Source organism: Bradyrhizobium sp. LB14.3, from assembly GCF_040547985.1.
Classification (GTDB): Bacteria; Pseudomonadota; Alphaproteobacteria; order Rhizobiales; family Xanthobacteraceae; genus Bradyrhizobium.
On record NZ_JBEPQT010000004.1, the window covers coordinates 159,049 to 172,805 of the forward strand.

At 61.1% G+C, this 13,757-nt stretch carries 15 protein-coding genes and 3 pseudogenes; 10 read left to right on the plus strand and 8 right to left on the minus strand.

Features of this window, described 5'->3' with window-relative positions; all coding sequences use genetic code 11:
* Positions 1–46 precede the first annotated feature (46 nt).
* The 3 genes and pseudogenes from ABIB00_RS10865 to ABIB00_RS39065 form a co-directional block, all read left to right on the plus strand.
* Complete coding sequence (locus ABIB00_RS10865) at positions 47–799, plus strand: SDR family NAD(P)-dependent oxidoreductase (protein WP_354104312.1); 753 nt, start codon at positions 47–49, stop codon at positions 797–799.
* A 32-nt stretch (positions 800–831) separates the two neighbouring features.
* A complete protein-coding gene (locus tag ABIB00_RS10870; RefSeq protein WP_354104313.1) occupies positions 832–1,431 on the plus strand; it encodes an NADPH-dependent F420 reductase in 600 nt (199 codons plus the stop codon).
* 135 nt (positions 1,432–1,566) lie between these two features.
* Positions 1,567–1,644, plus strand: a pseudogene (locus ABIB00_RS39065) (class I SAM-dependent methyltransferase); the annotation flags it as partial.
* Between the two features lie 165 nt (positions 1,645–1,809).
* On the opposite strand, the gene ABIB00_RS10875 reads toward ABIB00_RS39065, so the two are convergent.
* The 3 genes from ABIB00_RS10875 to ABIB00_RS10885 all read right to left on the minus strand — a co-directional run bounded on the left by ABIB00_RS10875 (position 1,810) and on the right by ABIB00_RS10885 (position 5,559).
* Entirely contained in the window at positions 1,810–2,832 is a 1,023-nt protein-coding gene (locus ABIB00_RS10875; RefSeq protein WP_247445324.1) for an LLM class flavin-dependent oxidoreductase, read from the minus strand.
* 126 nt (positions 2,833–2,958) lie between these two features.
* Positions 2,959–3,423 carry a hypothetical protein gene (locus tag ABIB00_RS10880; RefSeq protein ID WP_354104314.1) on the minus strand — a complete coding sequence of 155 codons (465 nt, stop codon included), beginning with the start codon at positions 3,421–3,423 and terminating at the stop codon, positions 2,959–2,961.
* Positions 3,424–3,996: 573 nt separating this feature from the next.
* Complete coding sequence (locus tag ABIB00_RS10885; RefSeq protein WP_247445322.1) at positions 3,997–5,559, minus strand: winged helix-turn-helix domain-containing protein; 1,563 nt, start codon at positions 5,557–5,559, stop codon at positions 3,997–3,999.
* A 167-nt stretch (positions 5,560–5,726) separates the two neighbouring features.
* On the opposite strand from ABIB00_RS10885, the gene ABIB00_RS10890 reads away from it, so the two are divergent.
* Both ABIB00_RS10890 and ABIB00_RS10895 read left to right on the plus strand, forming a co-directional pair.
* On the plus strand, positions 5,727–6,422 hold the full coding sequence (locus ABIB00_RS10890; protein ID WP_025576406.1) for a hypothetical protein: 696 nt from the start codon (positions 5,727–5,729) through the stop codon (positions 6,420–6,422).
* A 17-nt stretch (positions 6,423–6,439) separates the two neighbouring features.
* Entirely contained in the window at positions 6,440–6,802 is a 363-nt protein-coding gene (locus tag ABIB00_RS10895) for a hypothetical protein (RefSeq protein ID WP_354104315.1), read from the plus strand.
* A gap of 229 nt (positions 6,803–7,031) precedes the next feature.
* Here the strand turns inward: ABIB00_RS10895 and ABIB00_RS10900 are convergent, their stop codons facing one another.
* Entirely contained in the window at positions 7,032–7,334 is a 303-nt protein-coding gene (locus ABIB00_RS10900; protein WP_247445321.1) for a DUF1127 domain-containing protein, read from the minus strand.
* Positions 7,335–7,996: 662 nt separating this feature from the next.
* Here ABIB00_RS10900 and ABIB00_RS10905 point away from each other — a divergent pair.
* Complete coding sequence (locus tag ABIB00_RS10905; protein WP_247445319.1) at positions 7,997–8,272, plus strand: hypothetical protein; 276 nt, start codon at positions 7,997–7,999, stop codon at positions 8,270–8,272.
* A 240-nt stretch (positions 8,273–8,512) separates the two neighbouring features.
* Here the strand turns inward: ABIB00_RS10905 and ABIB00_RS10910 are convergent, their stop codons facing one another.
* Together ABIB00_RS10910 and ABIB00_RS10915 are read right to left on the minus strand one after the other, a co-directional pair.
* Entirely contained in the window at positions 8,513–9,196 is a 684-nt protein-coding gene (locus tag ABIB00_RS10910; RefSeq protein ID WP_354104316.1) for a class I SAM-dependent methyltransferase, read from the minus strand.
* A 27-nt stretch (positions 9,197–9,223) separates the two neighbouring features.
* Positions 9,224–9,682, minus strand: coding sequence for an Rrf2 family transcriptional regulator (locus ABIB00_RS10915; RefSeq protein ID WP_247445317.1), 459 nt, complete (start codon positions 9,680–9,682; stop codon positions 9,224–9,226).
* Between the two features lie 66 nt (positions 9,683–9,748).
* Between ABIB00_RS10915 and ABIB00_RS39070 the strand changes: the two are divergent.
* From ABIB00_RS39070 to ABIB00_RS10925, 3 genes and pseudogenes are all read left to right on the plus strand, one after another.
* Positions 9,749–9,888: pseudogene (locus ABIB00_RS39070) on the plus strand (IS1 family transposase); the annotation flags it as partial.
* A 33-nt stretch (positions 9,889–9,921) separates the two neighbouring features.
* A complete protein-coding gene (locus tag ABIB00_RS10920; protein ID WP_354104317.1) occupies positions 9,922–10,575 on the plus strand; it encodes a DUF3800 domain-containing protein in 654 nt (217 codons plus the stop codon).
* Between the two features lie 324 nt (positions 10,576–10,899).
* On the plus strand, positions 10,900–11,616 hold the full coding sequence (locus tag ABIB00_RS10925) for an MFS transporter (RefSeq protein WP_354104318.1): 717 nt from the start codon (positions 10,900–10,902) through the stop codon (positions 11,614–11,616).
* 217 nt (positions 11,617–11,833) lie between these two features.
* Here ABIB00_RS10925 and ABIB00_RS10930 read toward each other — a convergent pair.
* Positions 11,834–12,739: pseudogene (locus ABIB00_RS10930) on the minus strand (DUF3362 domain-containing protein); the annotation flags it as partial.
* Positions 12,740–12,916: 177 nt separating this feature from the next.
* Between ABIB00_RS10930 and ABIB00_RS10935 the strand changes: the two are divergent.
* Complete coding sequence (locus ABIB00_RS10935; protein ID WP_354104319.1) at positions 12,917–13,081, plus strand: hypothetical protein; 165 nt, start codon at positions 12,917–12,919, stop codon at positions 13,079–13,081.
* A gap of 6 nt (positions 13,082–13,087) precedes the next feature.
* Here ABIB00_RS10935 and ABIB00_RS10940 read toward each other — a convergent pair whose 3' ends face one another.
* Positions 13,088–13,753: a GntR family transcriptional regulator gene (locus tag ABIB00_RS10940; RefSeq protein WP_354104320.1), complete on the minus strand. Its 666-nt coding sequence runs from the start codon at positions 13,751–13,753 to the stop codon at positions 13,088–13,090.
* Positions 13,754–13,757: the final 4 nt, after the last annotated feature.

Genomic DNA, 13,757 nt, shown 5'->3' on the forward strand with positions numbered 1-13,757 from the left:
GGTGCGGTCCCGTGCCTGGCCCACACACAACGAAAGATAAAAGATCATGAAAAAACTAGAAGGCAAGATCGCAGTCATCACCGGCGGAAGCAGCGGGATTGGGTTGGCCACAGCCAAGCGCTTCGTGGAAGAAGGTGCGCACGTCGTAATCACCGGGCGACGCGAGAAAGAGCTGAGGGAGGCTACAGCCTTCATCGAGCGGAACGTTACGACCGTCGTGGGCGACGTGTCGCGCTTGGAAGATCTGGACCGGCTCTACGCCGTCGTGAAAGAGAAACATGGTCACATCGACATTCTCTTCGCGAACGCGGGCTCCGGCACAATCGCACCGCTCGCGCTAGCGACTGAGGCCCATTTTGACCAGACCTTCGACGTGAACGTGAAGGGGCTGTTCTTTGCCGTGCAGAAGGCCCTTCCCCTCTTCAAAGACGGCGGTTCGATTATCCTGAACTCTTCGGTGTCGAACGTGTTGGGGCTGCCGGGGTTTAGCGCCTACGCCGCGAGCAAGGCGGCTGTGCGCAACTTCTCGCGCGCTTGGACGCTGGAGCTGAAAGACCGGAAAATCCGCGTGAATACGATGAGCCCCGGACCAACCGAGACTCCCGCCCTGGAGACAACGACCGGCCTTACCCCCGAGCAAGCCGAGCAAGCGGCCGCTCAGTTTGCTTCACAGATCCCAATGGGTCGCAGGGGCAAGCCAGAGGAAATCGCGGCTGCCGTCATGTTCCTCGCCTCCGATGAAAGCTCATTCATCACCGGCGTGGATCTCGCCGTCGATGGCGGCATGGCGCAGGTCTGACCCCGGCATCAACACTAGATCGGAGAAACATCATGAGCTACGCAATTATCGGCTTCGGCAATATCGGCCAGGCTCTGGCCAGGGCGTTTGCCCGCAACGGCATCGAAGTATCCGTTGCAACGACGCGCGACCCGGAAAGCTTTGCATCCGCCGCGGCCGCGATCGGACCCACGATCATTCCCAAAAAGCTGGCAGAAGCGGCCAAGGCAGACATCGTCTTTTTGGCCGTCCGTTTCGAGTCGCACCAGGAGGTCGCGAAGGCGCTGCCCACCTGGCAGGGGAAGACCATCGTCGATGTGACCAATGCCTACGGCGTGCCCCCTGAGAAACTGGGAGGACAGCCTTCTTCCAAGGCCGTCGCGCAGGCCTTCGCTGGCGGTAGACTGGTCAAGGGCTTCAACCATTTGGGCGCTGCCGTCCTCGGCCAAGATCCGGCCGCACATGGCGGCAGGAGAGTCGTGTTCCTGGCGAGCGACGATGACGCTGCCGCCGCGGAGATTGGCGCGCTTGCGGAAAAGCTCGGCTTCTCGCCGATCAAACTCGGCGGGCTTTCGGAAGGTGGACTGCTTGTGCAGGCGCGCGGAAATAGCTGGGGTCAACTGATCTTTAAGGACCTGGTCAAGTTCGACTGATGAACACGACGTCCCCACCGTTGGGGACACGACGCACGGGATCGGATCGAGCGCGATCCGATCCGAGCGAAATGGAGAAATGGCTACGGTTCGGGACGGCAGACTGACGAGCATCCGGGAGTACATCGACACGCAGGCCGCATGCGGACGCTTGCGAAGGAGCCAGGCCGAGAGAACGTCGAAGCCGTCTCGGTGGACCTCGTCGATGGTCCATTTCGGGATGTTGGCAAAGTCGACTTCCGCAACAGCGCCGAGACGAACGCGCCGTGTCCGCTTAGCCATGACGGTTCTGTTCAGTGGTTCGGGAGATGACCTTCCGAGAGGTCATTCAACCCTCTTTGGTGATTTTGTTCTGGAAGATTTACGCGCGCGTACGTCTCACCGCCATCCCAGCGCAGGCGCGACCTGTGTCAGGATCGCCTCGATTGAGTGCGCGCAGTAGTCCACGCCGAGCTGGTTCGGCACGGTCAACAGCAACGTGTCGGCCTCGGCGATCGCCTCGTCCTGCCGGAGCTGTTCGATCAGCGCATCCGGCTCGGCGGCATAGCTGCGGCCGAAGATTGCCCGCGTGCGCGGGTCGATGAAGCCGATCTGGTCTTCGCCTTCGCCGCTCCTGCCGAAATAGGCGCGATCGCGATCGTCGAGCAGCGCGAAGATGCTGCGGCTCACCGAGACGCGGGGCTCCCTGGTGTGGCCGGCTTCCTTCCATGCGGCGCGATAGCTACGAATTTGCGCGGCCTGCTGCACGTGAAAAGCTTCGCCGGTCTCGTCGTTCTTCAGCGTCGAACTCTGCAAGTTCATGCCGAGCTTGGCGGCCCAGATCGCGGTGGCGTTCGAGCCGGCGCCCCACCAGATCCGCTCGCGCAGGCCTTCTGAATGGGGCTCCAGGCGCAGCAGCCCCGGCGGATTTGGAAACATCGGCTGCGGATTGGGTTTTGCAAACCCTTCGCCGCGCAAGATGTCGAGAAAGGCCTCGGCATGTCGCCGGCCCATGTCGGCATCGCTCTCGCCGTCGGCCGGTTGATGGCCGAAATAGCGCCAGCCGTCGATCACCTGCTCGGGCGAGCCGCGGCTGATGCCGAGCTGAAGCCGACCGCCGGCGATGAGATCGGCGGAGCCTGCGTCCTCCGCCATGTAAAGCGGGTTCTCGTAGCGCATGTCGATCACGGCCGTGCCGATCTCGATCTTGCTGGTCCTGGCGCCGACGGCGGCGAGCAGCGGAAAGGGCGAAGCAAGCTGTCGCGCGAAGTGATGCACGCGGAAATAGGCGCCGTCCGCGCCGAGCTGTTCTGCCGCAACCGCGAGCTCGATCGATTGCAGCAGCGTATCCGCCGCCGAGCGGGTCTGCGACTGCGGCGAGGGCGTCCAGTGCCCGAAGGAGAGGAATCCGATTTTTTTCATGGAGGCAACATATGGATGACGGCAAGAATTTGCGACACCTCGGCCGGAGGAAAGATGGCGACAAGTGTGGACCCGTAAGCGCCTCCTAGAGGAAGCAGGCACGAGCTTGGACTGCTCGTGGAGTTTTCAGATTTCGCAGCGCGTCAAATTCAAAGCCTTGAGCAAGCCGCCGAACGCCTTGAGCCGACAGGGCTCGGTCTCGCTGGCAGACTTTGCGCGCTGAACATTGGCGGTCCGCTTGACAACAATTGGCTTTGGCTTCGGCTTGGGAGGTTTGGCGGCCGCGATCGTCTTCGGATCGGGCCGATGACGGACGATCGGTTCCGGCGCGGGCGAGCGGACATGGATGTCTTGCGGAGCACCGGGGTTTTTGACTGAAGCTGCCTCTGTCGGCATCGCGCTGCTCGCGGCGGCAACCTCGAGGCGATCGGCCTTCGCCGACGCGTCATACGAAGCAGAGATGTTTGCGCGCCGCTCGGCAAGCGGCTGGACGGTCGCGACGACGCGACGCGGTGGCGCGCTCAGCTCCATTGCCGACAGCACTCCGACACTGAACAGGATCAGAAGGCCCAACAACGCCATTCTCAGCATAATGCGCCTCCGATCCAGGTTCGTGCCGTCGGAAATTCTCCGCGGCAATGAGGCGACTTGTCGACGGCTGCCGACGCGCGAGGAATCATTTGCCGACAGGGTTAACGTCGGCGATGCTCCCGCACGTGCCAAGAATGCTCCCGCTCAGGTGTTGGCAGGCCGAATCTGGTCACAAGAAGGACTGTGAAGCCTGAGCTGAACACCACGAGAGCGATCATGTCTGCTGTTTGGGGGAAGCCTGACGCCGCCCGACGGATTGGCCAACAGCGGCTTTTGACCCAAAGCGGCAGTTGCGCCTCCTTCGATGCGCCGAAATACGCATCAGGAGATTCCGCGCGTCTCTCGCCGGAGGAGGTCATGCGATTGCGTCGGGTGTGGTGCCCCACACCGGGACGTACACAGTGGACGAGGCCACCAAGATCCACGTCAACATAGAGACGAGTTCATATTCCAAACTGTTCGGAGCGAATCCACGCACGCCGGCCGGCGTCACGCTAGTGCTGGTATTCAAACGGGGAACCTACGCGCGTCGCTGACGCGGGTCGCGGACCTAGTTGTGACCGGAAGCGCCCGTCACCCTTCCGGCACGCCAGCGAGGCGGAAGCCTTCACACGCGCGCTCGACCCCAGCAAGGTAAATCGGATTGTCGCTTTGTTGAGCAGCAAGAAAGCGACGGATGGTGAAACCCGAGTTGAGCGCAAGTCCCGTTCTTGCAGCATTTCGCGCCTCATCGAGCGCGCCGGTCAGGCCCAATGCAGCGGCGAGCGACAAATGAGCGAGAGGAAAGTTGCGGTTCGCCTCGGTGCTTCGTCGCAGCCAACTGACGGCTTCGACGTCCGAACCAAGCTGTAGCTTGGCCACACCCACATAACACGTCCACTGGTAGGCTTCAACGTCGCGAGGGGAGAGACGTAAAGCCTCGCGTATATGGCCTTCGGTCTCGGCAGCGCGACCCATGCAGAACTTGGCGAGGCCAAGGGCAGCATGAGCGTTGGCCCTATTCGAATCCAGCGCCAACGCATGCTCGAATTCGCGGATGCCTTGGGCGGCCCGGTTCGTAAAGATCTGGACGTAACCCAGGGCCAAGTGGGCCGAAGTACGGTTTGGCCTGATGGACAATGCCCTATTCGCCATCGCCTCGGCAGCTGCAAGCCGCGCAGGCCCGTCATCCGTCGTAAAGCTGGTCGCAACTGCCGTATCAACACTTGCCAGGCCAATCATTGCTTCGACGTTGCAGGGGTCGAACTCTAGAGAGCGTTCGAAGAAGCTCCGCGCTTGCGTCACGCATTCAAGGCTAAACCCCTTCATCAACCAGGCCCGGCCTTGGAAGTACAGGTCCATCGCATCGGGATGCACCATACGCTCGGCTCGTCGCGCCTCAGCCTCGATGAGCTGGGCACCTAATGTATTGGCGAGCCTCGCTATGATTTCGTCCTGCATGTCGAACAGGTCTACGACAGGCTTCTCGAAGCGCTCGGCCCAAAGATGCCGGCCGCTCTCAGCATCGATCAACTGCACGTTCATCCGAAGCCGACTGCCGCTGCATTGCACTGAGCCTTCGAGCACGTAGCGAACGTTTAATTCGCGGCCAACTTGCCGTACATCGACTGCTTTACCCTTGTACGAGACGGCGCTGTTCCGTGCGATTACAAATGAACCACTGATGCGCGACAAGTCCGTGGTCAAACTGTCGGTTACACCATCCGCGAAATAGTCCTGCTCACGATCACCGCTCAGGTTCGTGAAGGGTAGCACGACGATGGATAGGCGCGGCGGCGTGTCGCCGGTTCGCTCGACTGCGCGAACCGTCTCATTTGCGGGCCTCCGGGCTTCCTGCACTGCACCAACGAAGCGAAAACCTTTGCGCGGCAATGTTTTGATCAACTGCTGTTTCTCGCCGGTGTCACCGATGGCGCTCCGAGCGGCATTGATGCGCGTCGTCAGAGCGGCGTCCGAGACGATGCGACCATTCCAGACGCCAGCGATGAGGTCGTCCTTACTGACGACACGTTCCCTGTTCCGGATCAAATAGTTCAGAAGGTCGAATACCTGCGGCGTGACAGCAATCGTGTCGGCTCCCTGCCGCAGCTCCCGCCGGTCCGTATCCAGCGTGAAGTCCGCAAAGGAGTAAAGCAAATGCGTCCTCCTATTGTACGATCGCACCCCAGCAGAGCTGCGATGTAAGCAGACGGTAAGAAGAATGGAAGCCGCTTGTAAAGCGCTTCCCATGATCTCGGTGCATCCTCGTGCGCGGCTGAACAGTATGAACTGCTCGCCGATCCCGCGTCACGAGGGAGGATATCATGAGTCGGATGGTTGCGCTGACGGGAGCGGCGGCTGCAGCGAGGCTCTTGGTCTGGGTCGTTTGCGTTCTCGCCTCTGCGAACCGCGCTCACGCTCAATGCTCGCCGCGTGATGTGCTGCAGAGGCAGTTGACTCTCAAGGCGACGCCATTTGTCCCAACACGCATGGGTCCAGTAACGTCCGTTTCGGATGTTGCCGAATGGAAAACAATAAGCATCGGGACGTTCCCGGATACGTTTGCTGTCCTCACCGCACTGAGTGCGATTGGTTGTGGCGTCGGTAACTCGGCAGCGGAGGCCCTTGCTCGACCTGCGTTTACCGTTAGCGGCACCAGAACGGCGGTGACGCTTCTGACAGTGACCGCGGCCGACCTGGGCTTCAAGAGTGAGACGGTGCCGTTGCGGCAAATCTACGAACTCGCGCAGCAACTGGGCTTCCGGCTTGCGCCGCCCGAAATCGCTCCGCAGCTCAGACTTCAATATCTGGACCAGCCCGTAGGTGAGTTTCTCGTCATCGGGATGAACCCGATCCGGACATGGGCTGGTGAAGAAGTCATCCTGACCGTGGCAAATGGGGGAGCGGGCCTCATCCTCGTTGGCCAGGATGGTCGCGCCGATGCGGAAATACCAGTGACCTCCCGCTTCGTGTTCCTGCGCTCCTTGCCCACGACGCCAGCGGCGCTGATTCGAAACTGAGATGGCCGAGGGGCGAAATGCTGGCGATCAGAGCGATGAAGCACATGGCGGTTCCAATTTGTCTGCTGCTGCTGCCGTCGACCGCGATACTTGCGCGAGATGATGGGCGCTATGCGAATTCCCCGCTGAAGCCCTGGTTCGAGAGTCTGCAAAGCGAATTCGGGAAGTGCTGTGAGGAGTCTGACGCCTACGTCGTCTCCGAACCCAATTGGAAGTCCGATCACGGACAATATCGCGTTCGCATCGACGACGAATGGGTGCTCGTGCCGGATGGCGCCGTCATCAAGCAACCCAACCTTGCCGGACGGACGATGGTCTGGAAGCACAACATCGATGGACATCCTCGCGTCCGCTGTTTCATCCCGGGCAGCATGACCTGATACGTCGGACCATCCTCTGATGCACCCAGTGCATGATCCAAGTTCGATGGTCCCAAGCATTGAGATCGGTTGCTCAGTTTCGTTAAGACAAGAGGCTTCGTCTCTTTACTGTTACGGTGCGTGCATCCGGAAGTGGCCCTTCTGGGCCTACCGCACCCAATTCCAATGTCTGGTGTCTGAGGAAGATCAGAAGGGACTTCGGGCGCAGCAAAAACGGCGCTCCTGACCCCTATCGGGAGTCGGTAGGCCCAATCTGGCCATCCACCGTTGGCAGATATCGCGGCCATTCGCCGGATCGGATGCCCCGCGGGTCAATACCTCGGTGCGAGGCGACGTAGTCGATCTCGCCACGCGTGGTGCCGATATCCGTCAGTTCTCGGTTGCTTAGGTCGGATAAGGTGGCGCTCAACTTTTGGCGCTCGCGGCGCTCCTGAAAGGCATTCCAACATTTCCAGATGAAATTGGCGACATGCCGGGTCGATACGGATGTCCGTTCCAGCCACGAAGTGCTGTGCGTCGTGGTCGTGGTCATTGCGGTGTCTCCTCGATGGTGTTTTTCCACCGACGAGAGAGTGCCGCGAGATTGGCGGGGACGCTTAACCGGCAGCTTACATTTTCTCTACCGGCGGCTTATTCTCGCGATTGTCGGCGAGGCCAAAGCGCTACCCGGTTACGGGAACCCTCATCCAATGGGATCCGCATCTTGCGCTATCCCTTCGCGGAGTACGTATTCGACAATGACGCGCGCGGGCTGTATCGCGGGGCGGACGCCGTCTTCGTTTGCACCACAGGTGTTCGATCTGCTTGATTAACTCATCTGCCGCATGGTGTGGCAGACGCCACGTGCAAGAATGCGGGGCTGCCGGAGGAAGCGGTGAGGGACTTAGGAAAGCGGGGTTGCCCGAATAGACCGTGCTCGCCGCATCGACGGGCTGATCATCGGGCGCGATTTGCTGCGCTGCATGAGACTGAATCTGGCCCGTTACCGACCTCCGCCAACACAGCCGCTATGTCTGCCTTCAGGAAATAAGCCGATCCCAGCTCAACTCGGGCGGAAGTCAGCCTGTGGCCCATTGGGCACATGGCGGCAGTCTTTGCTTAGCCTGCCCTAAAAGGACGAGAACATTATAGTTGATGTTGAAAAGTGTGAGGATATTCTGACCGGGTGATTGACCGTTCTGGGCAGCTGGAAAGATGCGCAAGACAGTGCACCTGCATGACTGGGCCTGGATAGTTGCGGCAGACACCTATCGGCTGAACTTATTCAGTCAGCTCACCGGGCGAACAGCTCCGAAGGAGCAATCGGTCAGCGATGATCAACTCACCGACGCTATAGGCCAAAGCTTCACGCAGGTGAGCGATGCACGCTTCCGAGAGATGATCGAACTATCGACCGACGCTGCCCTTGAGGCCTACGACAGGGTTGTAACCGCTGCTACCAAGCTTTCGCGCTCCCGGCGCTCCAACTGATTGCCTCGCTGGCGGTGGTGGATAGCGGATTGGAAAGCGAGGACCTCAAAATCGATCGCAGCGGCGCGCTCGCTGACGTCGGCTCTTGGCCCCTTGCCGATACGCAGGGGCGAGCTGGCGATGTCCGGTATTGAAGGCAGAACGGACGCGGCCAATGTCGCGACTCATAGATTGTGACCGCACCCCCGGATACATCCGGCTTTGCATGATGCTCAGCCGCGTTGGCGAAGCCGGGCCACCTCACGCGTAGGCCACCCAGCCGCGGAAGGTGAACCCGGTGTAGAACAGGGTCGGCTCGGAGAAGCCGGCCTCGCGCAGAATCGCCTCATCCTGCGCGGGCGTGAGGATTTCCAGATGGTCGGTAACGGCGTTCCGCGCGGCCGCGGCCTGCTCGGGCTCGACGCCGGAGGAGGCCAGGAACGCAGAGTACCGCGACAGCCACAGCGGGCGCTCCTCATCGCCATCGGGCGCGCTTAAATGGGCGATCACGAAAGCTGCGCGCGGCTTGAGCCGTCGGCGGACCTCCGAGGCGATGCGGCGTCGCTCCTCGACGTCGACGAAGTGCAGCGTCAGCAGGCAGCTGGCGCCGTCAAACAATTCCTGCGGAGCATCGTCGATGTAGCCCTGATGAAGGCGCGCGCGCGATGCGAGCGGGCCCAGGGTTTGCCCGGCAAGCGCCAGCATCGCCGCGGAGGGGTCCACACCGTCGAAGCTCCAGCGCGGCTGCGCTTGCGCAAACGTCTTCAATTCGAGGCCGCCGCCGGCGCCGAGCACGAGAATCCGCGCATCGTCACGCGCGCGCTCGGCCAGAAGAATCGCCGCCATGGACAGCATGGCATTGTAGCCCGGGACGAACCGTGGCGGTCCTTCCGTGTATCTCGCCACCGCTTGCGGATCGGAAAACATGTTCTGAACGTCGATCATGATGTCGTCCTTGCTGAATGGAGCCGATCACGCGCCATGTGCGCTCATGCCCTGAAGCTTTCGGGAGCCGAGGCGTTTGCGCAGATCGTCGCTCAGCATCGCCAGCGTCACCTCGCCAAAGCGCGACAGCAGCAGCGCCTGCGCATCGCCGAATGCCTGATCGAGGGCGGCGTTGACGGCCTGCTCGACGAGACAACCCGGCGCCTCTGTCCGGTTGCCCATGGCCAGAAGCGAGGGACTGCCGAGCGCGGTGTAGACGTCGCGCAGCGTCACCTTCGTGAGGTCGCAAGCCAGCGTCCAGCCGCCGCCATGTCCCTTTTCGGAGCGGACGTAACCGAGGTCCCGAAGGCCCGCCATGATGCGCCGGATCACCACCGGGTTCGTGTCCATGGCCTTTGCCAGGGTCTCGGATGTGAAGGTGCCGGGCTGCTGCGCCATGTGCAGCATGACGTGCAGCACGCCGGATAATCGACTGTCTCGTTTCATGTAACTTTATATGTTACATGATGGCGGCAAGGTCAACTGATTTCGGCGCGAGCCTTCCGATCTCACGGCCTGACCCCGGCCATGGCTGCCGGGCTGGTTTCGTCCCCGCTGGAAATGAGCGACGTTGTTACGCGGATTGACCGGCGCGAAGGCCCGCAAAGAAGCGCGGCCCGTATAAGAAGCGAAGCGCCATCGCGCATGCTTAGGTAAATTTAAGGTTCACGTGCTAACTTAATCTGATGCCAACACGATTTGTATTTGCCGATGAAGCCGGCGACTTCACTTTTAAACGTCAGAACGGTGCGAGCCGATATTTCATGCTCTGCACGTTAACCACCGACGATTGCAGCATGGCAAGCGAACTGCTCCATATTCGTCGCGAGCTATGTGCGGCAGGTGGCGAGTGCGACAAACTGCATTGCACTGAGGATAAGCAGGCAATCCGGGATGAGGTCTACAAGGTGCTTGCCCAACACAAGTTTCGTGTTGACGCTACACTGCTAGAAAAATCAAAAGCGCAACCACAAACCAGAACCAGTGACGCCACGTTCTATCAATACGCGTGGTACTATCATTTCAAGCATGTAGCACCGAAGATACTCACCAAAGATTCTAAGCTCTTGATCACGGCGGCTGCCCTCGGGCAAAACAAGACAAAGGCAGCATTCAAGCAAGCGCTTAACAACACGGTTCAACAGATCGTCCCGCGAAGCCAGTGGGAGGTAAGCTTTCTAGATTCCGCGAAAGATCCGCTCCTGTGGGCTGCGGACTATTGCGCTTGGGCAATTCAACGGAAATGGGAACGCGGGGACGACAAGTCCCACAAGTTGATCAAGGCATCGATCAGCACCGAATACGACCTGTGGTCGCTGGGCCAAGTGCACTTCTACTAAAAGAGACGCGGCCCGCTCTTGGCTGAGTTTGGGTGTAAGCCAAACGGTGCCCGGGGGCACATTCACCAAGTAAGGGCCGCGTCCAAGTATATAACACCCGGTGACCGGTAAAGGAATCGTTTACAACGAAATAAATTGTCGCTTTATATCAAGGGGTTATCCTGACGGGAATATTTTCTCCATCCCAGCCGGGCCCTATTCCCGCCAAATTTCAAACTGAGGCACGACCCGGCGGGATCATCTTTTCTCCGCTCCGCAGCGGCCATTGCCAGGCTTAGGTGTGCTGTTGCAGCAGCAGCCATCGGCCTGATCTTGATTGTGGTGGTGTGGCTACTTGCGAGCACCGTGCTGTCGCGCACGCCGGAGCAGACCGGATCGATGCCCGACGGCGCCGCCCCGGCCGAGGAGACTGTCTCGGCGAAGAGCGCACGACCGCTGCCGGGATCGCTACTCTGGCGTGATCGCAAATTCCTGACGCTCGCGGCCGGCATGAGCCTTGGGCTGTTCGCACAGATCGGCTTGACTGCGCATCTCTTCTCGCTGCTGCTGCCTGCGTTCGGTCCGCAATGGACCGGGCCGGTGGTGGGGTTGATCGGCGTCATGGCGATCGCCGGCCGGACGCTGCTGGGCTGGCTCATGCCTGGAAGCATCGACCGGCGGCTGGTTGCCTGCACCAGCTACGCCGTTCAAATCACCGGCTCGATCACCTTCGTCGCCGAGGCTCGAACGAACATTCCGCTGTTGGTCCTCGGTGTTGTCTTGTTCGGCCTCGGGTTCGGCAACGGGACGTTCCTTCCGCCGCTGATTGCGCAGGTCGAATTCGCTCCGGATGACGTGCCGCGTGTGGTCGCGCTGATCGTTGCGATGTCGCAAGGCGCCTACTCATTCGCGCCGGCGGTCTTTGGTTTGATCCGCGAATGGCTTCCGGCCGGCACGGGCGCCGCGCCCGACTTTTATGTTGCCGCGGCGCTGGTGCAGGGATTGGCGATCTGCGCATTTTGGGCGGGGCGCAAGTCGCGCCGCGGAGCCGATGCGGCTTGATCCACCGCGCAATAGCCAATGCGTCCGATGATGGCATCCTGCTCCTGTTTTGCCCGACGGAGCAACGACTTTTTGTCCGGACGGATCAACGTCTCAGCAAGGCGCCTAAGTCATTGATCCCGCTCATGCCGGTTACTGTGCATGGGGTTGTTTTCGACATTTTTGTTTTGGGAGCACGACAGACTGAGGATGAACCGGACCTGATCCGGCTCGCCCGCTACTTCATCACCCGCAGGCCGTTGGTCGTGAACCGCTGCGTCTTGCTGTCGGGACGCACCGGCCGTCTTGTGCCGGCGGCCTTGCCGGTGCCGGGCGGCTGATGTGCCAGCACCAACTGGTCGGGGCGCGAGCCGATCAGATCGGCGCGGCCCATTTCCTTCAGCGCTTCGCGCAGCACCGGCCAATTGTCGGGGTCGTGATAACGCAAAAACGCCTTGTGCAGGCGGCGCTGCCGCAGGCCCTTGATCGCCTCGACCTTGTCGCTGCCGCCGCGCCGCACGCCGCGCAGCGGGTTGACGCCGGTGTGGTACATCGCGGTTGCGGTCGCCATCGGCGAGGGCAGGAAGGTCTGCACCTGGTCGGCGCGATAGCGGTTCTTCTTGAGCCAGAGCGCGAGGTTCATCATGTCCTCGTCGGTCGTGCCGGGATGCGCCGCGATGAAATACGGGATCAGGTAATATTTCTTGCCGGCCTGTTCGGCCGCGGCATCGAACATCCGCTTGAACTGGTTGTAGGCGCCGATGCCCGGCTTCATCATCTTGTCGAGCGGGCCGCGCTCGGTATGTTCGGGCGCGATCTTCAGATAGCCGCCGACGTGATGGGTGACGAGCTCCTTGATGTATTCGGGGCTCTCGACCGCGAGGTCGTAGCGCACGCCGGAGGCGACCATCACCTTCTTGATGCCCTTGGTCTCGCGCACCTTGCGATAAAGCCTGATCAGATCGTCATGCGAGGTGTTGAGGTTCGGACAGATCTCCGGGAAGACGCAGGACGGCCGCCGGCACGCCGCCTCGACCTTCGGATCCTTGCACGCCATCCGGTACAGGTTGGCGGTGGGACCGCCGATGTCGGAGATGACGCCGGTGAAGCCGGGCGTCTTGTCGCGGATCTTCTCGATCTGACGGCGGGCGTGAAGCAAGCCGCGGCCTTCGGTTCCAATGCATGTGTCGTGGTTCAATCGCAGGAACCATCCGTCTCAACGGACATTCTGATGCAGGGTTTGCGCCGGACCCGGTTCGCGCGCGATCGAGTCAAAAATCTGATATTGCCTCGATCTTCGCCTCTGGCGGATGGGGAACTCGTGAGTACAGTCATAGAGAACTTGCTGTTGCGAAAGCAAAAGCTCGTCGAGCAACTCGAGAAGGCGCCGTCGGTCGAAGACCGCGACAAAATCGAGCATCAGCTCGAACAGATCAACACCGCGCTGGAATTCCTGGACAGGCCTGGCTCGAAAGGCGCGCGATAGCAGCGCTCAGTCGACCTTCAGCGCTTTGGCGTAGACCAGGCCCGAATTGGTGATGTGCGTGGTCATCAGCGCTGCGAAGGAGGCGAACTCGCCGCGGGAAAACAACTCGAGCAGCTTGCGATGCTCGTCGAAGGACGTGCGGGTGCGGACGTCGATCGGCGAGGTCAAATTGGTGCGCAGTGCGGCGACGCGGCCGGAGACGAGCTGATAGGATTCGGCGAGATAGCGGTTGCCACAATGGGCGAACAGCCCTTCGTGAAAGGTGGCGTCGGCGCGGCCATAGGCGATATTGTCTTTGGCCGCAATTGCCGGCTCCATCGCTGCGATCGCCTCGCTCATCGTCGCGATCGCACCGTCGCGATCACAGTGGAAGGCGAGCTCGGCGGCCTTGGGCTCCAGCGCGATGCGGAAGGTGCAGAGCGCGGTGATGTCCTCGGCGCTCGGTGTGAACACGAAACTGCCGACCTGCGGCCGGATCACGACGAGGCCCTGCGCCTGCAGCTGGCCCATCGCCTCGCGCACCGGCGTGCGGCTGACTCCGAAGGAGTTTGCCACCATCTCTTCGGAGATCGCGGCGCCGAGCGCGAACTCGCCGTCGATGATGGCCTGACGCAGCCGCTGCATCACCCGCTGGGACAGCGATTTCGGCGCATCGAGCTTCATCGATCGCATAGGC